A 21,642-nucleotide genomic window follows, 5' to 3' on the forward strand; every position below is an offset into this window, starting at 1 on the left:
TTCCTCTGGATGCCCCTCCTCTCACAGTAGTTCTTTCAGGTTTACTCTTCTGTTTCTTTCAAGTCCACGCACCCAATGCCTGTCTGCCCCACCCCCTGGCCTCCCTGACCGGATGGTGCATCCTCCGGCCGACGTCGTCTGCTACACCTCGTGCGGCGCATGGGGAGCCTCAGGCGCGCATTCACCTCCACCTGCTTCCGAGCCGATCCCATGAATGAAGAACTGGCCATCACGATCGGTAGAGTCGCCCGCGCCGCCCGCGAGGAGCAGGGCCTGACCCAAACCGAGGTGGGCCCTCGCGTGGGCCTCCTCTCCACCGTCTACAGCCGCCTGGAGCGCGGGAAGATGCTCCCCAGCGTTCCGACGCTCTACCGTCTCTGCACGGAACTGAAGGTGTCTCCGGAGGACATGCTCGGCCTCACCGCCCTGGTGCGAGGCCGCAAGGGCCAGCGTCCGCGAGCGCGCGAGGACGAAGTGCCCGCCCTGCGCCGCCTGCTCTACCTTGCGCGCAAGCTGGACGCGGAGAAGCTCGAAGCACTCCTCCACGTCGCTACCGTCCTGACCCGCTAGAGGCCTCTACTTCCGCCGCGTCATCACGTCGGGTTCGTCCGCCTCCCGCCCTTCCGGTCCCGGTCACCAGCGCACCGCGACTCACCGCGCATTCTCGACGGCTGGAGGCGGAAAACGGACCGTTCATGGGACCCGGACTCCCGCGGGAGAGGCCTCCGTGCAACCTCCGGGTTCCAGGAGGCTGCATGCAGATGCTGAAGGGAATGCTCAAAGGCGGGGTCCTCGGAATCCCCTACGCGGTCGCCGCGACGACCCTCGTCTTGATGATGTTCTTTGGCTTTCAGGGATGGATGCCTTTCTTCGAGCTGGCCCTGTTCGTCGCGGCGCACTCGGCGCCCGCGGGAGCCGCGGTGGGAGCGGCCATCGTCCTCACCGGGGCATATCAGCGGGGATGCACCTGGCGAGCTCAACTGGTGATGGTTGTCATCTACGTGTTGGTGGGCTTCGTGGGCCTCAGGACCACGGACATCTGGACCTTGGAATGGATCGTGCGAGTGGCGCCGGCCTTTCTCCCGCCAGGCTTCCTCGCCACCTGGGCAGCGGCGCGCTGGATCAAGCAGTAACCGGCGTCGGGGCGTACTCCGACCCCATGGCTCTCGCCCGCGTCCGTTGGATGCATTCCTCCATCAGCCGTCCCAGCTCCGCCTGGGGCAACACACCGTTGCGCGCCAGGAAGGACTCATCGACTCCCGGGATGCTGGGGAGCGAGGGCGTCCTTTGCGTCTCCAGCGCATCCAATGCCTGACGCAGTGCCTGCTTCGCCTTGCCGCCGCCCCGCTCCAGGGCGAACACAATGACATCCCAGGCCAGCTCCGCGTGCCGTCCCTCATCCTCCGCGATGACCGCCAGGGTCTCCCGCACGACCGGGTCGCTGGCCCGCCTTGACGCTTCAGCGGCGACGCTGGCTGCGAGTCCTTCACCCAGGCACCCATCCAGCAACGACCCGCGCACCAGCCGCGACCACTCGTCGCCTTCGCCTGGATTGGGACGCTGGGGGCGGTCCTGGCCCAGCTCCGGAATCATTCCCGCGCTCCAGGGCACCCCCGAGTAGGCCCGGGCGAGCGCGAAACACCGCCTGGCATGACGGACCTCGTCCAGGGCCGCCAGGTGACACGCCTCCAGCAGCTCCGAAGGTGCGCCCAGGGCGGAGAGCTTGAGCGACAGCTTCGCGAAGGCAGGAACCGACGCGTGCTCCATGCCCGCGGAGTGCAGCCACGCCTCCCCCAGCACGGTCCGCTGCCAGGGCGTGAGCCCTTCGAGTTCTGGAGCGGCGTCGTCCGCCCAGCCGTCTCCCAGGGCGCGGCGGGCCACGCGAGCGCGCCCCTTGAGACGCAGCACGCGTCCCTTCGAGAAGTTCATGTGACTGATTGCACTGTAGGCCCAGTACACGAGCCCCATCGTCGTGGCGCCCAGGATCGTCAGGACGCCCCCACGGGTCCCGGCGCCCTTCATCATGACGACGATTCCCGAAACGAAGAGCATGGGTCCCAGAAGGACGATGAAACACACGAACACCGCGATGAGCTCGACCATGCCCTCCCTGGAGCAACGCATGTGCCAGCGCGTGCAACCGCCCCCCAGGGGAAGGACGAGCGCCCCGGTGTGCAGGAGGGCGCCCACCTGTGCATCGCGATGCACGCGGGGCTTCCGCCGCGGCGGTGGCCTTGCGCGGACTGGAGCGGCTCTTGACCGCCATGCTCGATGTCAGACAGCGGCGGATTCGGACCAGGCGTCGGCGAGCATGGTGAAGAGGTGACGCTCGAGGATGACGTCCTGATGGACGTGGTGGGCTTCCACAACGACCGCGTGATGCCCTTCTCTCCCCGTGCGGATGGGACTGAGCCGGCAGGACGTGAAACAGGCGGCCCAGGCGGACCCCTCGCTGGACCGCAGGCTGCATGACCGGGCCCGGCGTCAGGCCACCGTCGAGCACGTGATGAAGCGGGCGTTGCCCGGACTCGACCTTCGCCATTCTGACGGGGCGCAAGGCAGCGAGGCGCGGGGATGAGCGGACAGGGCCAAAGAAAAGTCCGCCAAGACTTTTTTCTCCTGCTCACGCAGAAACACCACCGATGGCCCGTTGCCGGAATCACCTGCCGACAAGCGCGTTTGTTTTCACGGCCCCGAGGGAAAATTGGAATCGAAGCGCGCCCGGAAATGTCAGACCGGCGCGGTATCTATCTCCCTGCGCGGCGCCATTCTGGGCGCCGCCGAAAGGGCTCCCTCCACAATGAATATGTCATTGGTTTCCCTCGGGCTTCTGGTCGGCATGACCGGCGTTGGATGCGCGGGTCTCGACGAGGCCGAGGCGGTGGACTCCGCCGTGTCCGCGGACACGACCTCCCAGCTCACCCAGGGATTGATCACCCAGGTCACCGGGACCAGCCCGGTCACCTTCGTCGCCACGTCGGGCAACGAGACGAAGCCGTACGACCAGTCCGCCACGTCGGTGGTGGCATACACGCGGGACTCCACCACCGGGGCGTTCACGGCCTACCCGGGCACGGGCTCCGCGGACGGCACCCTCTCCGTGCCGAACGTCCCTTCCGGCCGCATCTACCTGAAGCTGGGCTCGCGCTACCTGGTGAGCACCGGCCGCACGTTCGACCTGGGCTCCACGGAGTGGGGCCGTGATGGCACCTTCGTCTCGCTGCCCACTCCCGTGACGGTGTCCGCCACCGGCCTGTCTCCCTGGCAGCCGGGGGACTACCTGGAGGTGTATTCGTTGAACGCGGGCGCGTTCGGCTACGTCAACGGCGGCGTCACGGGGTTCCCCCTGGCGGGCGCCACGTCGCTCTCCGGGCTGAGCTTCGATTACTCCGACATGCTCAACCCGGTGCTGCTCGACAGCGGCCTCGGGGATGTGTTTTCGCTGGTACAGATGCGGTGGCAGACGAGCGCGAATGGAGTGCCCTACCGCGCGATGCACAAGGTGCTCGACGCGAGCATCACGCAGGTGGAGGGCCAGCCCGCCTCCGTCAGCGGAACCTTCACCCAGCCCACCGCGACAGGCACCTTCGCGGTGGACTGGAGACGCTCGGCCTTCGAAGCCATGCGCACCCAGGTGAACCCGGGCGCGGTCAGCACGTACAACGAGATCTGGATGTCCGCCCGGCCGGCCGCGCTGGGCACGGCGCTCGCGTCCATCAGCGGGCAGCCACTGCTCGTGAAGCTCAATCCTGATACGCAGCGGACCGACATCGTCACGGGGAGCATGACGTACAACAACGCGCTCCCGGCGACGTGGCAGAAGGTGGCGCTCGCCGCCGCGGGCTTCACGAAGAGCTACGCGCTGGGAACCGCGACGCCCTACACCATGGGCGTGGACATCCGCGTGGATCAGGAGGCAAGCGCATTCACCGCCGCGCCCGTGCAGCCCCTCGTCGGACCGGTGCAGGCGCCCCTGGTGAATACGCGAGGTGCGTTCCAGAACCTCACGGGCGTGGGGACTGACGCCTCGCTGCGCTGGTCGAAGCCGCTGGTAGGCACGGCCACGAACTACGTGGTGAACGTCTTCCGGCTGGGCACGAGCAACGGTTACACCACCGCGACGCGCGTGGCGGCGCTGCACACGGATCTCCAGAGCGTGTACCTGCCCCCGGGCGTGCTGCAGTCGGGCCAGACGTACTTCGCTGAAATCCAGAGCTGGTACCAGCCCGGCTCGGACCTCGCGACGAGCCCGTTCAAGCGCGCCCTGCCTCGAGGCCGCGCCAGCGTGCTGACTGGCATGTTCAGCCCGTAGCCACTGAAGTCGTGGGAAGGAGGGAGCCCGCTCCCTCCTTCCTCGCGAGCCAATGAGTAGTGGGCCCCGTGTCACCTTTCGGCCCCGCCGCGCCTCCCGTTCCAATGCTCACGTTGAAGCGGTCGTAACCCGACGCGGCAGGGTCCATGGCGGACACCGTCAGCAGATACGTGCCAGGCATGACCGCGACCGGTGCAGGCAGGACGGCCACGACCGTCGGCGTGTCGACACTGACGCTCTTGATGACAAGCGGTGGCGTCTGGGCGTTCCCAATGTCTGGGAATGCGGTCAGGGCGGTCAGCAGACAGAACACCGCCAATCGTGCGCGCGCATGGAATATCCGTGTGGATGGAACACACGGATTGTCGCGCTTGACAATGGAAAGTTGCCCTACCCCTAGAACGATTCGCACGCCAGGGTTGAGGCTGAATCCGGGGACGTGACTCCGTGGAGCGGGTGCTAGTTTTCCCGAGACACCCCATGACATTCCGCTCCTTGCCCTTCGCCCTCCTCGCGCTGTCTGTCTCACTCAGCGCCTCCGCCCAGACTCCCGCGTCCCCGTTGGGGCCCATCTCTCCCACCACCGGACTGGTGCTTCGGGACGACGTGGTGCGCGCCCTCATCCAGGAGAGTTCGGGCGACCGGATCCATGACGGCGTGCAGCGGCTGTCCCTCCTCGCGAGGGACAGCCTCGATGGCTACTCGGAGGCAGCCGCCTGGACGAAGGCCGCCGCCGAGGCCGCGGGGCTCCAGGACGTCCGTTTGGAGGCCATGAAGGACGGGCCCCAGTGGCGGGCCACGCGCGGCGAGCTGTGGGTGGCCGGTCGCCACCGGTACCGCGTGACGTCCTACGCCGACCTGCCCATGGCCCTGGCGACCGGCAGCGGCAGCTTCGAGGGCACGGACCTGGAGCTGGTCGACGTGGGCACGGGCACCCAGGACGCGGAGTACGCGGGCAAGGACCTGAAGGGCAAGGTGGTGCTCACCCGGGGGCACCCCACGTCCGCGCTGCGTAACGCCGTGGTGAAGCTGGGCGCAGTGGGCGTGGTCTCGTCCTACTCGACGCCGCCGTGGAACGCGCCCCACCGCATGGACGGTGACTTCCCGGATCAGGTGGGCTGGGCCGCTGTCCCCCGGAGCCTGATGCCGCAGGGCGCGCGGACGCCCTTCCTGTTCATGGTGTCCGACCGGCAGGGGCGTGAGCTGCGCGCCCAGCTGCGGGAGGGGCCGGTGAAGGTGGACGTGAGCGTCGCCACGCAAGCGCCCATGGGACACCTCAGCATCGTCAGCGGCGTCATTCCCGGGACGCTCGCGGGAGAGGAGGTCGTCCTCACCGCCCACCTGGACCACTACAAGCCCGGGGCCGACGACAACGCCTCCGGCTCCGCCACGGTGCTGGAGCTGGTGCGCACGTACACCACGCTCATCCGCAAGGGCGTGCTGCCCCAGCCGGTGCGAACCCTGCGCGTGCTGTGGCTGCCGGAGTTCGAGGGCACCCGCGACTGGTTCTCACACCACGGCGCGGATCCGGTGCGGCGGGTGGCGCAGTTCAACTTCGACATGCTCGGCGCCAGCATGACCCGCGTCCACTCGCGCTTCCAGGTCTCCTATACGCCGGACTGGAATGGCAGCTTCGTGAACGCGGTGTCTGAGTCCACGGTCGCCTTCATGAACCGCTTCAACGGGGTGGCCTACCCGCCGAGGAAGGACTTCCGCATCGGTTCGGTGACCGGCTCGCAGGACCCGATGGATGCGCACATGGAGCGCTACGGCCGGGGTTCGGATCACCAGCTCTTCAACGACCACGGCATCCCGGGCGTCGCCTACTCCACGTGGCCCGATGACGCCTACCACACCAGCGGCGACCGGCCGGAGAACGTGGACCCTACCCAGCTGCACCGCGCGGCGTTCGCGGGCCTGGCCGGCATCACCGTGGCCGCGTGGGCCGAAGGCATGGGCGCCCTGGAGCTCTCGCGCCTGGTGGCGGTGCACGGCGCGAAGCGCGTGGCGGAGGACGAGTTCCGGGCCCGCCGCGAGCTGGCCTCGACGCCCGCCGCGCAGGTGCCCGGCTTCGCCCGTCTGGCCCGAGCAGGGGTGCGCGCGGGCTACCAGCGCGAACGCGACGCCCTGCGCTCCTGCCTGGCCCTGGGCGCGCCCGCCGAACCGGTGAAGGCGATGGTCCAGGCGCTGGAGACCGCTGAATCCCAGGCCCTGAAGCGCCTGGATGCGGACGGGAAGGCGCGCGGCGTGTCCCTGAAGGAGCCCTCACCTGGCGAAGCCGAGCGCAAGGCACGGGCCTTCGTTCCGCGTCGCGTGAAGGGCCAGGAGCTCGCGTCGTTCGATGACCTGGAGCGCAGCGCGCCCCCCGAATCCAAGGCCCGGGTGGAAACTGTGAAGGCAGCCATGAACACCGCGTCCACGGCCCTGCGCGAACAGGGGGAGAGCGAGCTGCGCTTCTACCAACTGGCGGATGCGCTCGCGAGCTACGCCGACGGCAAGCGCTCCGTGGCGGACATCCGCGACGCGGCCCATGCCGAGTATGGCTATGTCTTTCCCGTGGAGTCCCTGCTGGAGTTGTTCGGGCTGCTGGAGCAGGGCGGCATCATGACGCGCGGACGCTAGAGCTGGGCTGACACCAGCCGGGCGTAGGCGCCATCCCCTTGCACGAGCGTCTCATGGCGCCCCTGCTCGACGATGCGCCCGTCCTCCATCACCAGGATGAGGTCCGCCTTGCGGATGGTGCTCAACCGGTGCGCGATGACGATGCGCGTGCAGTTCAGTGAAGCCAGCGCGTCCTGGACCCGGTGCTCCGTGACGGAGTCCAGGGCGCTGGTCGCTTCATCCAGGAGGAGGATTTTCGGGTCGCGCACCAGGGCGCGGGCCAGGGCCAGCCGCTGCCGCTGGCCTCCGGACAGGGACATTCCCCTGTCCGCCAGCGGCGTGTCGTACTGGAGCGGCATGGCCATGATTTCATCGTGGATCTGCGCCTGCTTCGCCGCGCCGACGATGCGCTCCGGGGGCGCTGAAGGGTCGCCGAGCGCGATGTTCGCGCGCAGCGTCGCTCCGAAGAAGGAGGGCTCCTGCAGGACGATTCCCACCTGCTCCCGCACCGCGCTCAAGGACAGCTGCTCCAGGTCGACTCCGTCGTAGAGCACCCGTCCTCCCGTGGGCAGGTAGAGCCCCAGCAGCAGGTTCGCGAGCGTGCTCTTCCCCGCGCCGGAGCGCCCGACAATCGCCACCAACTGCCCGGGCTCGATGCGCACGGACATGTCCTGGACGATCATCGGCGCCAGGGTGCCGAAGCGGAACGAGACGCGCTCCATTTCAATCCGTCCCTGCAGCTCCGCGCTCGCCTCCGGCCGCGCCGGATCGCGCTCCACCGGGGTGTCCAGCACGTCATCGATCCGCTCGATGTAGCTGCCCACCAGCTGCAGCTGCCCCATCGTGGCCACCAGGTTCGCCAGGGGCGTGAGCAGGGCCACGGCCAGCGCGTTGAGGCTCAACATCGTCCCCAGGCTCATCCGACCCTCCAGGACCTGGAGCGCGCCCATGCAGAGCAGCAGCAGCGGCGCGCTCAACTTCAGCGTGCCGGAGAGCGCGTCCACCCAGGCGGTCAGCCGGCCTCGGGCCAGGGAGACGTTGAGCACGTCCACGAAGAGGCTGGAGTAGTGCTGCACGGCGCGGTGCTCCGCGCCGAAGGCCTTCAGCGTCTGCATCCCCGTCAGCATTTCAATCTGGTAGCTCTGGTTGCGCGCCTCCAGCTCCAGGTTGCGCGCGAGCAGGCTGCGCTGCTGGCGCCGGGACACCTCGAACACCAGCACCTGCAACGCGCCCAGGGCGCCCACCAGCAGGGCCGTTCCGGGGCTCGCCACGGTCAGGATGACGAAGTAGAGCACCACCAGCAGGCCATCCAGCAGCGTGGACACGAGGCTGGAGGAGAGCACCTCGCGCACGGTGGCGGTGACGTTGAGGCGCGCCATCAGGTCGCCCGCGGCGCGCGCCTGGAAGAAGGGATACGCCAGCGACACCAGGTGCTCGAGGAACCCGAGCGTCATGTCCGAATCCACCCGCGTGCGCAGCTCCAGCAACAGGTGGCTGCGCACCAGCGAGGTCAGCAGGTGGAAGCACACCAGCGCGCCCAGCCCCACGCCCAGGACCAGCAGCAGGTGGTAGTCGCCCCGGGGAACGACGCGGTCCACCACCAGGCCGGTCAGCAGGGGGATGGAGAGCGTCAGGACCTGCAACATCAACGACAGGACGAACACCCGCGTGAGCGTCTGGGATTGGCGCGCGAACTTCTCCACGTAGCGCGACCTGCGCTTGGGTTTGCCCGGGGCTCGCACGAAGCCTTCGCCGGGTTCGAAGAGCAGCGCCACGCCGGTGAAGAACTGCCGGAACTGCTCTAGGGTCACGAAGCGCCGGCCCTGCGCCGGGTCGACGATGTGCACCCCGTCGGAGGCCCACCGCTCCAGGACGACATAGTGGGTGAACTTCCAGTGGAGGACCGACGCCTCGGGCAGGAAGGGCACTCCGTCCAGGTCGACGGAGACGCCCCGCCCCCTCAGGCCGAAGGCGCGTCCCGCCGTCAGCAGGTGCGCCGCCGCGAGCCCGTCCTGGGAGGTGCCCATCACGCGCCGCAGCTCGTCCAGTCCCACGCTCCGGCCATGGAAGCCCAGCACCATGGCCAGACAGGCGAGGCCGCACTCCGCCGGCGTCATCTGCCGCACTTCCGGGATGCGCTGCCCGCGCGCCGCCGCCTGGAGCCTCCGCAGCGCGGGGAAGCGCTCCACGAGCCCCCGTCCGGATTCATCCGCCATGGGGCAGCAACTCCTTCAGTCCGGGAACGAGCGTGAGCAGGATGCTCTCCGACTTCACCCGCGCCTCTGCCCGCGCCGGCATGCCGTCGTAGTAGTTGAAGGTCCGTCCCTCGCGGACGAACGTCCGCAGCGGCAACCGCGCGCGCACGAGCACCAGCGCTCCCTCCAAGGGAATGGCGTCCCCCAGCTCCGAGCCCAGGAAGCGCCGCGCCTCCGCGGGCCCGATGATCTGATCACCCACGGACTCGATGACGAGGTCGCGGTACTCGTAGGCGAAGCCCTGCAGCTCCAGGCGCAGGTCCATGCCCGGCACGAGCAGCGGACGGTATTGGCCCGGCAGGAAGCCCAGCACCACCACCGTCGCGTCGTCCCCCAGGAGCGACAGCGCGCGCATGCCAGAGGGGATGTACTGGCCGGGCTGCAACCGCAGATCCCCGACGACGCCCGCGTGGGGTGCTCGCAGCGTGCGCTCCTCCAGCCGGGCCTGGGCCAGTTCGCGCTCGGCCCTGAGGCCCGTGAGCGCCTGGCGTGCCCCTTCATCCGAGGGGTCGCGCAGGTAGCGGACGAGTTGCAGTTCGAACTCGCGGGAGATGCGCGCCAGGGTCCCCTGCTCCTGTTCGGACGCGAAGTGCACCAGCGGCTGGCCCGCGACGACGCGCTGGCCGGGCTGCACGTCCACCGTCAGCACCACGCCGGAGAACGCGACCGTCAGGTCCGTCTTGCCCTCCACGCGGATGAGCGCGGGGCCCGCCGCGTATTCGAAGAGCGTGCCCACGCAGAAGAAGAGCAGCGAACAGGCCAGCGCGCCCACCAGCACCCAGTAGGCCCACCGGGTCCACGCGGGGCTGATCCGCAAGAGGTCGCCCCCGGACTCCGCGTGGGCCCGCTGCCGGTACTCCAGCGCCTCCTTGCGATACGGGCTCGGCCTGGACGTCATGGCGTGACCGCCTGGGAAGCGGCGTCCTTCTGGACGAACACCCGCACCACGACACCCGAGGGCACCGGAGCATGGCCCTCGCGCGGCACGCTCGCGATGGCCAGGAGCATGCGCGAGGCCGCGTCTACTTCCGGTGCCAGGTTCTCCACCCTCCCCTCCAGGACCTGCCCCAGGGACGGCACCTCCACGGACAGCCGCGTGCCCACGGAAAGGCTCGCCGCCTGGTCCTCCGGAATGGCGAAGCGCACCTGCTGTGCTCCGGAGCGGATGAGGTGGAAGACGGCGCGGCCGGGAGCCACCATCGCCCCGGTGTCGAGGTAGCGGTTCGCGACCTGCCCGTCGAAAGGCGCGAGGACGGAGGCATCGGAGATCTTCTGGGCAATCTGCGCCACGCGCGCCTTGCGCTCCGCCACCATCGCCTCCGCGGCGCGCAGGCGGGCCACGGCGGTCTGCTCCTGGAAGCGTGCGGTGGCCAGCTCCTCCTCGGAGAGGGCCCCCAGGGCGCGCTGCTGCGGGTCGGAGCGGCGCTGGAGCCGCTCCTGCATCTCCGTGAGCGCGATGGAGGCGATGTGCTGCTCCGCCTCCCCTGCCTGGAGCGACGCCTGCGCCACCGCCAACTCGCGCTGGAGGGCCCGCGTGTCCAGCTGGGCGAGGACCGCGCCCTGGCGCACGGTGTCTCCGACCTGCGCGTTCACGCGTTCGAGGGAGCCTTCCAGCCTGGCGGCCACGTCCACGCTGCCGCTGGCGACGATGACGCCCAGGAAGCCCTCACGGCGGGACGCAGGCTCCATCACGCGGGGCACGAGTTCCTGTGAGACAGCCGCTCCCGGCCGGGCCACGGCCGAGGCTCCACGGCCGCCGTGCCACCGGATGAGCAGGAGCGCCCCCAGGAAGACCAGGGCGCCCAGGCCCATCATCCATGTCGTGCGTCGTGACATCACACAGAAGTCATGCGGGGGGCGGCTCGCACGGGCTCAAAGGGGCAGGATCGAAGGACGGGGAGGCGAGTCGTAACCAGTGCCGCATTGTACTTCGGCGGGGCGCGACGCCACTTTCCATCTCCAGGGGGCGGGCGGCCAGGAGCCGGGCCAGCGCTCCCCTCCCCAACAGCGCTGCCATTTCTTCTATGTTCAGCGCGCTCCCCCCACCGCGCATCCAGGTCCTCCCCATGCTCCGCCCGAGACTCGTAGCCCTTGCCCTGCTCCCGCTTGTCTCCGCCTGCTCCGACCCAGAGTGCACGGAAACAGCGGACTGTGCGTCCCGGGGCCCCGACATCGTCTGCGTTGAGGAACGCTGCGTTCAGGCGTCCTCGCCAGATGCAGGTGCGGGTGACTCGGGCGTGGACGCAGGCACGTCCGACGACGCGGGCTCCGGCGACGCGGGCTCCGGCGACGCGGGCGCTCCGGATGCCGGGGACTCGGATACGGGCACCCTGGATGGCGGTGAGCCTCCGCCGGAAGCCTCGCTTCGCATCACCGAGATCAACCCAGACGCCCCGCAGGACCTCATCGAACTGGTGGCCGTCACCGGCGGGACGCTGACCGGTATCTCCCTCCAGGAGCTCACCAACTCCGACTTCGCCTTCACCTTTCCCCAGGGCTACACGGTGGAGACGGGCGCAGTGCTGGTGCTTCACCTCGGCGGCGCCTGCACCGACGCTCCCAGCAACGCGGCATCCTGTGGACAGACCGCGCCCTTCAGCGCCAGTGCCTGGGACTTCAGCATGCCTGGCACGCTGAGCTACTCCGGCAAGGCTTTCGAGCTGCTGTCGTCGAAGGGCGTGCCTGTCGATGGCGTTCCCTTCGTTCGAGCCTCTGGAGAGATGCCCTTGACCATCGTCGCCGCCGTCCAGCGCCTTCAAGCGGACCGCGTCTGGGATGCCACCCCCTGCATCCACGACATGACCACCGGTTTCGCGAAAGACCGCTACTGCCGCAACATCGCCGCGGACTGGTCCAGCCTCAACGAGAGCTCCAGCATCATGCGCATCAGTGGCACCGCGCCGCTGACGACTCCGGGGCTCAAGACGCAATGGAGTGGCCCGCTTCCGTCACGGTGGGGCTCCTACTGAGGCCATTGCGTGTGGGGGCTCAGGCTTCCGACGCCATCCTCAACGCGGCCGGAGGTGGGGCGTACAGTCGCAGGCGCTCCGCCGTCATGGGGTGCGTGAACGCGAGCGTCTCCGCGTGGAGCAGGTAGCCTCCATCTCCGGGCAGGCCGGGCGCGTGCTCGCGGGGCAGACCTCCCGAGGCGAACATCGGATCTCCCGTGAGCGGATGACCGATGGCCGCCAGGTGGATGCGAATCTGCTCGGGGCGGCCCGTGTGGATGCGCACCTCGAAGAGGGTCTGTCCGTCACGCCGCTCCAGGACCTCCGCGCGGCTGTGTGACGGCTTGCCCTTCGCGGTCGCCCCGTGCACCGCCCCCAGCACGGGGTGCGGCACCAGCCCGATGGGCGTGTGGATGTCATAGGACTCCTGCGCCGCGACCCCGTCCGCGAGCGCCCGGTAGCGCTTCTCCACGTCGCCCTCGCGCCAGTTGCCTGAGAGCTTCGCGGCGGCTTCATGCGTGCGGGAGAAGAGCACCAGCCCCGAGGTCGCCCGCCCCAGCCGGTGCAGCGCGGACGCCTCCGGCCAGCGCAGCCGCACGAGCGAGAGCAGCGTGCGCTTGAGGAAGCCGCCGGAGGGCAGCGTCGGCAGCCCGCTCGGCTTGATGACCGCGAGCAGCGAAGCGTCCTCGTACACCAACTCGAAGCTTTCGGGCGCCTCCGGTTCCCGCCAGGGCGGCCGGTGCCAGCAGAGCTCCTGGTGGGCCCGCAACACCTCGTCGCCGGTCGCGATGAGGCCGTCCAGTCGCACCTCGCCGCGCACGAAGCGCGCACGCCACTCCTCCTCGGTGGAGTGCCGGTACTTGTCCGACAGGTGGGCGAGCGTGGTGCGCCCCACGGAGGCGGCGCCAATCCGCTCGCGGTACACGTAGCCGTCATTCAGGCCGGAGGAGTCGTCAGGCTGGGACATCACCCGTGCACTCTACGTCAGTGCTGCTGACACCAGGACCTCGTGGTCCTTCCATGGGACGCGATATCAAAATAGAGAGAAGGCACACGCCCCAAGGAGGACAGATGTCGCCGCGTCATCTCGCGCCGTGGTTGTTGCTGGTGGCCCTTGTTACTGCCTGCGCATCGTCCCCCCCGGTGGAGCAGAGAAGGCAGCCGCCCCCGAGGATCCTCTTCGAGTCACCCCTCGCGTTGCTGCTCGAGAACTATCAGGAGCTGGGGCTGAGCACCGACCAGTTGATCAAGATAGGCCAGCGGGACGAAGCGCTGACCGTGACCAACAGGCCCCTGCGTGAAGAGCTCCGGGCCATCTGGACGCCCCCCATGGGAGGCAATCCGCCGCCGGGAGCCATGCCTGTCAGGGTCGGCCCCGCGGGCCGCGGAGGCCGGCCTCCGTACAGGCCGCCAGCCCAACCTCCCGAACCCGTGAGCGAAGAAGCACTGAAGCGGCAACAGCTCCTGCTCCAGGCGATGGAGGCCAACGAGACAGCGGCGTACGGCGAGGTCGAAGCACTCCTGGAGGAACCGCAGAAGGAGAAGGCGCGAGCGCTGGTCGAGAAGCAGCGCGAGGAGCGGGTTCGCGCACGTGAGTCGATGCAGAAAGCCCCCGAAGCCCCACCCGAGACGTAGTCCTGGAGGGGTCTCGCGCATGGCTCTTCACCACGCGTGATTTCCCTCCCACGCGCCATGGGAAATGGGGCGCCCGCGACTCACACCGGCATCACCCGGTGATACATGAAAAGGCCGCGGACGTTTGAAGCAGCCGGAGTTCGCGGGCTAGCCTGGGTGGGCCGTCAAAAAAGGAGGCGGCTCAACATGATGACCCCCGACATGATCATCCGCGCCTGGAAGGACCCGTCGTTCCGCGAGAGCCTCACCGCCGAGCAGCGCACCCAGCTGCCCGCGAACCCCTCCGGCGCGACGCTGAACGAGCTGAGCGAGGCCGAGCTGATGGACGTGGTCGGCGGCAGGATCGACGTCGGTTTCACCGCCACCAACTCCTGTGAGTACATCTGCACCAACCTGACGTTCTCCCTGTGCTGATGGACGGTGTGTGACGGGCGGCTCCCACGAGGAGTCGACCCGTTTCACTCGAGGCGCGGGGGCTCCGGTCCTCGCGCCTGTCTTTTTCCAGGTCCAGACGGACGTGCAGGGCGCGCATGCGAGAGGGCTCGAAGATGGGTGCGTGGGAGCGGGCTGCCTTCCTCCATGAGCGGGAGGCCGCGGGAGAGGACCCTTCCGCCCCGTCGCTCCAGCAAGCCGAGTCGCGCCTCCAGGCGTGGCGGCGCAGCACGCTGGGGGATGAGGCGTCCTTCGACGAGCGGCTTCGCGGCGTTGGGCTGGACGCGGCGTCCTTCGTGCGCAGGCTCGCGGGAAGCACGACGCGGCCGGAAGCCCTGACGTGGCTGCCGCTCCTGGAAGAGGTGCTGTCGGACCGCGCGGCCGACGTCGCCCTCCCCTCCCCCGTGGATCCGGGCCCACGGATGCGCGTGCCCGCACTGACGCGCCGGTTCCTCCAACTGGGGCTGAGCCGGCTGCGGGCTGGCGTTGATGCGCTGGCCACCCGGAGCGGATTGGCCGCCGATGCATTGCTGGACGCGCGCGCCGAAGCCTGGCTCGTGGACGCGCTGGAGCAGCGGCTGATGCAGACCGCGACCCGGTCGCTGGTGCTGGAGCTCAACGTGGCCCGGCTGCGCGGCGAACTGCGGGGCGAAACACCCCAGGCGCGCTTCGAGCACTTCGCGCTGCACCACCTGGAGGCCCCGGGCCGGCTCGCCGCGTTCCTGGAGGAGTACCCGGTGCTGGCGCGGCTCCTGGTGACGTCCCTGGAGCGATGGATCCAGACGAGCCTGGAGCTGCTGACCCACCTGGCGGAGGACCGGAAGGCCCTGGTGGCCGTGCTCGGCGCGGACGTGGATCCAGGACCGCTCGTGGAGGCGCGCACTGGCGCGGGAGACCCGCACCGCGAGGGCCGTAGCGTGGCGCTGCTGACGTTCCGCTCCGGCCTGCGGGTTGTCTACAAGCCGCGGTCGCTGGAGGTCGAGGCCCGCTACCAGGACCTGCTGGAGCAGCTGGAGCGCTGGGGCCTGCGCCATCCGCACCGCAGGCTGAAGGTGCTGACGCGCGAGTCGCATGGCTGGGTGGAGCACGTCGAGACCGGAGGGTGCACCGACCGCGACGCCGTGGCGCGCTTCTATTGGCGGCAGGGCAGCCACCTGGCGCTGCTGTACCTGCTGCGCGGGGTGGACCTGCACTCCGGCAACCTCCTCGCCGCCGGAGAGTTCCCCGTCCTGGTGGACCTGGAGGGGCTCTTCCACCAGTTGCCCGCCCCACGCGCTGACGACACGGCGGTGTCCCGCGCCGCGCGCTTCCTTGAGCGGTCCGTGCTCAGCAGCGGCCTGCTGCCCACGCTCATGTTCGGCAGGGAGGGCCGGGCCGGCGTGGAGCTGAGCGGCCTGGGCGGCGAGGCCGGCCAGCTCTTCCCCCACGCCGCGCCCACGCTGGAGGACCGCGCGCGGGACACCCTGCACGTCGTCCGTCGGCAGCCGACCACGGCGGCGGCCCACAACCGCCCGCTGCTCGAGGGCCAGCCCGTGGACGTCACTGCGTTCGGGGCGTGCATCGAGGAGGGCTTCCAGGAGACCTACGCGTTGCTTCTCCAGCATCGCGAGGAGGTAGCGCGGACACTCGAGGGGTTCCGCGACGTGGAGGTGCGCCACATCGCGCGGGCGACGATGCGCTACGGCTTCCTTCTCCAGGAGGGCCTGCACCCGGACTTCCTGCGCGACGCGCTCGACCGGGATCAGCTGCTCGACAAGCTGTGGGCGGAGGTCCGCGTGCGCCCTTCGCTGGCGACGCTGACGCCCTCCGAGCACGAAGACCTCCGGCTGGGGGACGTGCCCGTCTTCACGGCGCGACCGGGGTCCCGCCACGTCTGGGACAGCCGGGGGCGCTGCATCCCGGATCACCTGCCGCGCGCCGGCCTGGAGGGCTCGCGCCAGTTGCTGGAAGACCTGGGCCCCGAGGACTGCGCCGGCCAGGTGGCGCTGATCCGCCAGTCGCTGGTGACGCTCGATCGGGAGCAGGAGACCGTGTCGCCTCGCGCGTCGGGCACTGCCGCCGGGGATGCCCTGCCCCCGCCCGCCACGGCCGAGGCGTGCCTGGCCGGCGCGGTGCAGTTGGGCGAGCTGCTGGCGGCCCGAGCCATCCAGGGCGCCCACGACGTCGGCTGGATTGGCGTGGGCATCCAGGACCTGGAGCGCCGTCGCTGGGGGCTCACTCCCCTGCGCACGGACCTCTTCGACGGCGTGGGGGGCGTGGCGCTCTTCTACGGCTACCTGGCGGCGGTGACAGGCCGGGAGGACTTCGCGGCGCTGGCGCGCAGGGCGTCCGTGCCGGTACGCGAGCAGTGGCGCGCGCCCGAGTCCCAGGACCCTTCCGGCGTGGGGGTGTTCACGGGGCGCGCGGCGAACATCTACGTCCTCAGCCATCTGGCCGTGGCGCTGGGCGACACCGCGATGCTGGACGAGGTCCACGCGGGTCTGGGTTCGCTGGAGGCGAGAATCGACGCGGACACGGCGCTGGATCTGGTCGCGGGCGTCGCGGGGACCGCGCTGGCGCTGACGCGGCTCCACCAACAGACCGGCAGCGAGGAGGCGCTCCGGCTGGCGCGCAAGTGCGGGGAGCGGATGCTCCAGACAGCGAGCGACTCCGAACACGGTGGACGCGCGTGGGTGGTGCCCGCCGCAGGGCGCGCGCTCACAGGCCTGGCCCACGGCGCGGCCGGCTTCGTCTGGGCCCTGCTGGAATTGGCCACGCTCACCGGCGACGAGCGCTACCGGGAGGCCGCACGCCAGGGATTGGCCTTCGAACGGGCCCTGTTCGTCCCGGAGCGCGGCAACTGGAAGGATTTGCGAACGTCGAAGGAAGGCGAGCCGCTGGTGCCCGGTGGCTTCATGACAGCCTGGTGCAACGGAGCCGCGGGCGGCGTCCTGGCCCGGCTGTTGTCGCTGCGCCACCTGGACGATGCGCGGCTGCGCGACGAGCTTCGCGCGGGGCTCGCCACCGTGCAGCGCGAAGGCTTCGGCGGCAGCCACTGCCTCTGTCACGGCGACGTAGGCAACCTGGAGGTGCTGCACCTGGCGGGAGAGGTGCTGGGCGACGAGGCATGGAAAGAGACCGCGCGCTCGCGGGCCGCGCGGGTGCTGGCTCAGGGCCGGGACGGAGCGTGGCGTTGCGGCCTGCCGAGGTTCACCGAGGCGCCAGGATTGATGCTGGGACTTGCCGGCATCGGGATGGGGCTCCTGCGCCTGGCCGCGCCCGACTTCGTGCCGTCCGTGCTGGCGTTGCAGCCTCCACGCGCCCAGGCGAGGTAGGCCAAACGCTCCCGCGCTGTGCAGCGGGAGCGAGGGCCTCAGGGACAATGCGTGCAGTAGAAGTAGTCGCTATAGACGGGATAGGCGCTCTCCACGCCCCAGCAGGTGGGATAGCAGGACGCATCCAGCTCGCACTCACCGACCTGCCCATCGGCTTGCATGGGGAGTGAGGTCCAATAGGTGGTGAGCCTGGGGACGTAATGCTGGGTGCAGGCGCTCGCCTTCACTGAGCCTCCTGAATCCGAGACCACCGAAGGCAGCTGTCCTTCGTTGCCGGTGCCTTCCAGCCTGGAATCGCCTCCGCACGCAACCAGACCCGACGCCAGGAACGCAGCCACTGCCAGCAGTTGCTTCATGGGGTCCTCACCTCGTGAAAGGAGTTCCGGATGAATCTCGCACGTTCGTTCATCCCAACTCCAGCCGAGGTCACCTCTTCACCTCAGATACGCAGTCGCCTGGAAGGCCGCGACCTGCCGCTCCCCGGAGTCGAGCACGCGCACTTCATACGTGGCCAGCTTCCTGCCGCGTGAAAGCTCGCGGGCTGTCGCCTCCAGGGGACTGTCATTCGCCGCGGTCAGGTACGTGATGTTGGCCTGGATGCCGATGGCTGTCTAACCATGCGAGTTGCAAGCCGTGGCGAAAGCGATGTCGGCCAGCGCGAAGATCAAGGCGCCGTGCGGCGTCCCAAGCCCGTTCAACCGGCGAGAGGACACCGGGAGGCGGACGCGAGCGGTCCCTGGACCGCGCTCCACCAGCTCGCGGAGACAGGCCTGATCCATGGCCATACGGCCACGACCCACCGGGCCAGCCTGGACGCTGCCGGCATCAGTATCCCGGGGTCGACTGGACGAGCGACCTGCGCATCTCTGTCACGGGTAGGCTCGTGACCGCGCGAGACATGGAAGCGACAGGGCGAACGCTGTTGGCGTACCTCACGGAGGTCCGTCTGGCTCGGGCGCGGGAGTTGCTGAACGCCAGCGACGAAGCCGTCTCACAGGTTGCTCACCGGGTGGGCTACGAGGACGCCGCCACGTTCACCGCGCTCTTCAGGCGGCACCACGAGCAGACGCCGGCCGCCTACCGCGAGTCATCCAGGGGCTCCGCTGGCTGACCGGCAGCGCTCAAAGCGCCAGCAGCACATCCACTTGCGCCTGGAGCGTCCGGGCCTCTTCATGCTTGCCAAGTCGGGTGTAGAGCGCCACCGCGTCACGACGCTCCTGGACTTCACGCTGGACGAGCGCATCCACCGCCTCCGGCGACAACAGCAACCGGGCCACCTCTCCACTGCCGAGCCCGCTCACGCCACCGGCGATGCCGCCAGAGACCGGAGCAGGAGCGACGCTCACGTCGGGCGCCTCGGCATTGTCGATGGCGGCGAGCGTTTCCCGAAGCACCGCCGAAGCGGGCGCGTTCCGGTTGCGCAGGGCCTCCTTCATCGCGGCCCGCAGCGTTGCCTTCCATTCATCCACGGTCTTCATGCGTCCACGATAGCAGGCAGCAGGGGCCTACGACGTCTGCAAGAAGAGGGTGCCGTAGCGGCCACTGCAATCCAGCGCATACAACTGCTCGTTGCCAGTCGACAGGAGCTTGCAGGCAGTGACTTCGGCGGACCTCCTGGACAATCACCGCGGCCACGAAATGCGCGAAGCCTTGAAAGCGCTCCACCGGGTATGCGTCGATGGAAAACGAGGCATCACCATACAGGGTGATTCCCGCCTGCTTCGCCTCTGACAGGGACATGTAGCTGATCTCCTGCCTGATTCCGTGGAGGTCCGGAAAGCGGGCCTGGACTCCGGCGCCCTGCGACTGCCAATCCACGCTGACGTCACCCAGACCCGTGATGTTCATGTCGGGCGAAAGGAGCCTGTTCACTTCGTCCCGCAGCGTGAGGTCCATGCCGCCCCTCTTGACGCATTGGGATGCGAACAGCAACGCGCGAGTCCGCCGGAGGGCCTGCGCCGCCACCCGGGTGGTGTAGGCTCATGCCTCGCCGCACTCCTTCTGGACGGTCTTCCTTGGAAATGCTTCTTGCTCCCGCCCGGCGCATCGACCTGGGCAAACGCGCCGGTGTCACCGGCGGGTTGTTGGGCGTGCTCTGCGTGGTCGCTGAGTTCTGCTTCCTGTTCCCTCACGTGCTCGTGTCCAACGATGGCCGGGCCTTCTACGTGGAGCACCTGGAGATCTTCCGGGGCATCCTCCAGGTGTCCATCATCGCCACCTTCCTGCTGGGCACCTTCAGCGTGATGACCCTGCGCTCCAAGGCGCACGGCGGCATCGCCATGGTGCTGGCGCTGGTGGCGTTGCTTCTGGGAGGCAGCGAGGCGGAGCCCCTGACGCACACGCAGCGCTCGATGAGCGCGGGCCTGGACTTCTTCGCGTTGGACCTGCTGGTGCTGGGGCTGGTGTTCATCCCCATGGAGCGACTGTGGGCGCTGAACGAACAGAAGATCTTCCGCGTCGGCTGGCAGACCGACCTCAAGCACTTCTTCGTCAGCCACGTGGGCGTGCAGCTCATCTCCTTCGCGGTGCTCATCCCCGTGCAGGTGTTCCTGTCCTGGGCCGTGAAGCTCGACTTCCAGGCGCACGTCGCCGCGCAGCCCATCTGGTTGCAGTTCTTCGAAATCCTGCTGGTCATCGACCTGGTGAGCTACTGGGTGCACCGGGCCTTCCACACCGTCGGGTGGATGTGGAGCTTCCACGCCATCCACCACTCGACGCTGCAGATGGACTGGCTGGCCAGCTCGCGCAGCCACCTGGTGGACATCCTGGTCAACCGCTTCGCGGGCTTCGTGCCGGTGTTCCTGCTGGGCTTCCACCCGTCCGCCATCTACGGCTACCTCGTGTTCGTGTCCTTCCACGCGGTGTACATCCACGCCAACGTCAACCACCGCTGGCCGTACCTGCGCTGGATCTTCGCGACGCCGGAGTTCCACCACTGGCACCACACGTCCGATGACGAAGGCATCGACAAGAACTTCGCTGTCTTCCTGTCGTTCATCGACGTCATCTTCGGCACCGCGCACATGCCGTCCCACTGGCCCTCGAAGTACGGCACCACGAAGTTCCAGCCGCCGGAGACCTACCTGGGCCAGCTGGCGTACCCGTTCAAGCGCCATGAAGAGACGCCCTACGGGTAGCCCACGACCACCATGGGAAAATACAAGCTGATCTCCAAGCCGTTTCCCGCGCTCACGGCGGGGGACGTCAAGCACGGCGGGACCGGCCTCATCGAGGACGCACGACACGTCGTGTCTCCGTTGAGCGTGGGCAACAGTCACGCGAGCACGCCTCTTGAGTTCCTGTTCAAGAAGTTCGCGGTGCACGTCATGTCCTTCGAGATCGAGGGTGCCGAGGCGCCGAACTGGTTTGGCGTGAGCTTTCGCAAGGGCATCCAGTCCTTCGATTCCGTGAACATCTTCTGTCACCCCAGCCCGGGGACCGCCGGGATGACGGACCGGGACTACCCGACGCGCGCGGGTTCGTGGCCGCGCCTGTTCCGCTACGCGCAGATGATGGGGGCCCAGTTCGCCATCGCCGGCTCCGACCAGGTCGCGATCGTCCCCTTCTTCAACAACGCGTCGTACTCGAGCACGGGCCTCTTCGGTGCGAACTGGAAGGACATCGTCCTGGACATCCTGACGGAGGTGAGGGCGGAAGCGCTGCAACGCACCGACCCCTTTCCCGTGGTGCTGAAGGACGTGGTGCTCTCCGACTTCAGCTTTGGCCGTGGCCTGATGCGGAACATCCGGGCGCGAGCCCCCGGCCTGTCCCGGTACCTGCGGGAGATCTGGGACTTCGACGGTGTCGGCGGGGCGCCTCCCTACGGAGCGGGAGAGGTGGGCGCCATCCTCTACGACCAGTCCACCGGCGGCGACCCGCGCATCTTCCATGTGCCGCCGACCCGGTGGCAGCAGTTCCACGGCAAGATTGCTTCAAGCGTCCACAGCAACATCCCGGACCTGCTCGCGTGTCACGCGGCCACGGTGAGCAACGTAGGCCGCGGCGGATAGCGCCCAGCCCGGGGTCGGATGACGCGTTGGAAGCCGGGCAATAAGCACTGGCGGTCATTTCCCTGCTCAAAAGGGCCTGTTGCGGTGGAGTGCCCCTCTTCTCAGGTTTCAGCCAGACGAGAAGGTCACAGCAGC

20 protein-coding genes are annotated in these 21,642 nt (G+C 68.8%); 11 read left to right on the plus strand and 9 right to left on the minus strand.

The window, feature by feature from the left end; all coding sequences use genetic code 11:
* Positions 1 to 210: 210 nt before the first annotated feature.
* Both D7V77_RS03715 and D7V77_RS03720 read left to right on the plus strand, forming a co-directional pair.
* Positions 211 to 570 carry a helix-turn-helix domain-containing protein gene (locus D7V77_RS03715; RefSeq protein WP_120574885.1) on the plus strand — a complete coding sequence of 120 codons (360 nt, stop codon included), beginning with the start codon at positions 211 to 213 and terminating at the stop codon, positions 568 to 570.
* Between the two features lie 185 nt (positions 571 to 755).
* Positions 756 to 1,133, plus strand: coding sequence for a hypothetical protein (locus D7V77_RS03720; RefSeq protein WP_120574886.1), 378 nt, complete (start codon positions 756 to 758; stop codon positions 1,131 to 1,133).
* Here the strand turns inward: D7V77_RS03720 and D7V77_RS03725 are convergent.
* Positions 1,123 to 2,208, minus strand: a complete 1,086-nt coding sequence (locus tag D7V77_RS03725) for a ferritin-like domain-containing protein (RefSeq protein WP_233596665.1) — start codon at positions 2,206 to 2,208, stop codon at positions 1,123 to 1,125. The genes D7V77_RS03720 and D7V77_RS03725 overlap by 11 nt on opposite strands.
* A gap of 592 nt (positions 2,209 to 2,800) precedes the next feature.
* On the opposite strand from D7V77_RS03725, the gene D7V77_RS03730 reads away from it, so the two are divergent.
* Together D7V77_RS03730 and D7V77_RS03735 are read left to right on the plus strand one after the other, a co-directional pair.
* On the plus strand, positions 2,801 to 4,312 hold the full coding sequence (locus D7V77_RS03730) for an ABC transporter substrate-binding protein (protein WP_120574887.1): 1,512 nt from the start codon (positions 2,801 to 2,803) through the stop codon (positions 4,310 to 4,312).
* Positions 4,313 to 4,792: 480 nt separating this feature from the next.
* On the plus strand, positions 4,793 to 6,934 hold the full coding sequence (locus D7V77_RS03735) for a M28 family peptidase (RefSeq protein ID WP_120574888.1): 2,142 nt from the start codon (positions 4,793 to 4,795) through the stop codon (positions 6,932 to 6,934).
* Here the strand turns inward: D7V77_RS03735 and D7V77_RS03740 are convergent.
* From D7V77_RS03740 to D7V77_RS03750, 3 genes are read right to left on the minus strand one after another with little or no spacing between them, the layout of a single operon-like run.
* On the minus strand, positions 6,931 to 9,129 hold the full coding sequence (locus tag D7V77_RS03740; protein ID WP_120574889.1) for a peptidase domain-containing ABC transporter: 2,199 nt from the start codon (positions 9,127 to 9,129) through the stop codon (positions 6,931 to 6,933). The genes D7V77_RS03735 and D7V77_RS03740 overlap by 4 nt on opposite strands.
* The gene (locus D7V77_RS03745) at positions 9,119 to 10,066 is read right to left on the minus strand and encodes an HlyD family efflux transporter periplasmic adaptor subunit (protein WP_120574890.1); all 948 of its coding nucleotides are present in this window, start codon (positions 10,064 to 10,066) and stop codon (positions 9,119 to 9,121) included. Before D7V77_RS03745 ends, D7V77_RS03740 begins: the two co-directional genes overlap by 11 nt.
* Positions 10,063 to 11,004, minus strand: coding sequence for an efflux RND transporter periplasmic adaptor subunit (locus D7V77_RS03750; protein ID WP_120574891.1), 942 nt, complete (start codon positions 11,002 to 11,004; stop codon positions 10,063 to 10,065). The genes D7V77_RS03745 and D7V77_RS03750 overlap by 4 nt, the downstream gene beginning before the upstream one ends.
* A gap of 401 nt (positions 11,005 to 11,405) precedes the next feature.
* Between D7V77_RS03750 and D7V77_RS03755 the strand changes: the two genes are divergently transcribed.
* A complete protein-coding gene (locus D7V77_RS03755; protein ID WP_233596666.1) occupies positions 11,406 to 12,137 on the plus strand; it encodes a hypothetical protein in 732 nt (243 codons plus the stop codon).
* Positions 12,138 to 12,156: 19 nt separating this feature from the next.
* Here D7V77_RS03755 and D7V77_RS03760 read toward each other — a convergent pair whose 3' ends face one another.
* Positions 12,157 to 13,083, minus strand: a complete 927-nt coding sequence (locus D7V77_RS03760) for an RluA family pseudouridine synthase (protein WP_120574892.1) — start codon at positions 13,081 to 13,083, stop codon at positions 12,157 to 12,159.
* A 104-nt stretch (positions 13,084 to 13,187) separates the two neighbouring features.
* On the opposite strand from D7V77_RS03760, the gene D7V77_RS03765 reads away from it, so the two are divergent.
* The 3 genes from D7V77_RS03765 (at position 13,188) to D7V77_RS03775 (ending at position 17,497) form a co-directional block, all read left to right on the plus strand.
* A complete protein-coding gene (locus tag D7V77_RS03765) occupies positions 13,188 to 13,751 on the plus strand; it encodes a hypothetical protein (RefSeq protein WP_147451970.1) in 564 nt (187 codons plus the stop codon).
* 186 nt (positions 13,752 to 13,937) lie between these two features.
* Positions 13,938 to 14,165 carry a mersacidin/lichenicidin family type 2 lantibiotic gene (locus D7V77_RS03770; RefSeq protein WP_199733727.1) on the plus strand — a complete coding sequence of 76 codons (228 nt, stop codon included), beginning with the start codon at positions 13,938 to 13,940 and terminating at the stop codon, positions 14,163 to 14,165.
* A 116-nt stretch (positions 14,166 to 14,281) separates the two neighbouring features.
* Positions 14,282 to 17,497: a type 2 lanthipeptide synthetase LanM family protein gene (locus tag D7V77_RS03775; protein WP_120574894.1), complete on the plus strand. Its 3,216-nt coding sequence runs from the start codon at positions 14,282 to 14,284 to the stop codon at positions 17,495 to 17,497.
* Between the two features lie 38 nt (positions 17,498 to 17,535).
* Here the strand turns inward: D7V77_RS03775 and D7V77_RS03780 are convergent, their stop codons facing one another.
* Positions 17,536 to 17,853, minus strand: coding sequence for a hypothetical protein (locus tag D7V77_RS03780; protein WP_120574895.1), 318 nt, complete (start codon positions 17,851 to 17,853; stop codon positions 17,536 to 17,538).
* 78 nt (positions 17,854 to 17,931) lie between these two features.
* A complete protein-coding gene (locus D7V77_RS44565) occupies positions 17,932 to 18,102 on the minus strand; it encodes a PaaI family thioesterase (protein WP_120574914.1) in 171 nt (56 codons plus the stop codon).
* A gap of 278 nt (positions 18,103 to 18,380) precedes the next feature.
* Here D7V77_RS44565 and D7V77_RS44570 point away from each other — a divergent pair, with 278 nt between their 5' ends.
* Positions 18,381 to 18,608 (plus strand): helix-turn-helix domain-containing protein, encoded by a 228-nt coding sequence (locus D7V77_RS44570; RefSeq protein ID WP_233596667.1) that lies wholly within the window; start codon positions 18,381 to 18,383, stop codon positions 18,606 to 18,608.
* A 10-nt stretch (positions 18,609 to 18,618) separates the two neighbouring features.
* Here the strand turns inward: D7V77_RS44570 and D7V77_RS03795 are convergent, their stop codons facing one another.
* Together D7V77_RS03795 and D7V77_RS03800 are read right to left on the minus strand one after the other, a co-directional pair.
* A complete protein-coding gene (locus D7V77_RS03795; RefSeq protein ID WP_120574896.1) occupies positions 18,619 to 18,975 on the minus strand; it encodes a hypothetical protein in 357 nt (118 codons plus the stop codon).
* Positions 18,959 to 19,393: a hypothetical protein gene (locus D7V77_RS03800; protein ID WP_120574897.1), complete on the minus strand. Its 435-nt coding sequence runs from the start codon at positions 19,391 to 19,393 to the stop codon at positions 18,959 to 18,961. Before D7V77_RS03800 ends, D7V77_RS03795 begins: the two co-directional genes overlap by 17 nt.
* A gap of 125 nt (positions 19,394 to 19,518) precedes the next feature.
* Between D7V77_RS03800 and D7V77_RS03805 the strand changes: the two genes are divergently transcribed.
* Complete coding sequence (locus D7V77_RS03805) at positions 19,519 to 20,634, plus strand: sterol desaturase family protein (RefSeq protein ID WP_233596672.1); 1,116 nt, start codon at positions 19,519 to 19,521, stop codon at positions 20,632 to 20,634.
* Between the two features lie 12 nt (positions 20,635 to 20,646).
* Positions 20,647 to 21,507, plus strand: coding sequence for a hypothetical protein (locus D7V77_RS03810; protein WP_120574899.1), 861 nt, complete (start codon positions 20,647 to 20,649; stop codon positions 21,505 to 21,507).
* Positions 21,508 to 21,642: the final 135 nt, after the last annotated feature.

It is taken from the genome of Corallococcus sp. CA041A (assembly GCF_003612075.1).
Classification (GTDB): Bacteria; Myxococcota; Myxococcia; order Myxococcales; family Myxococcaceae; genus Corallococcus; species Corallococcus exiguus.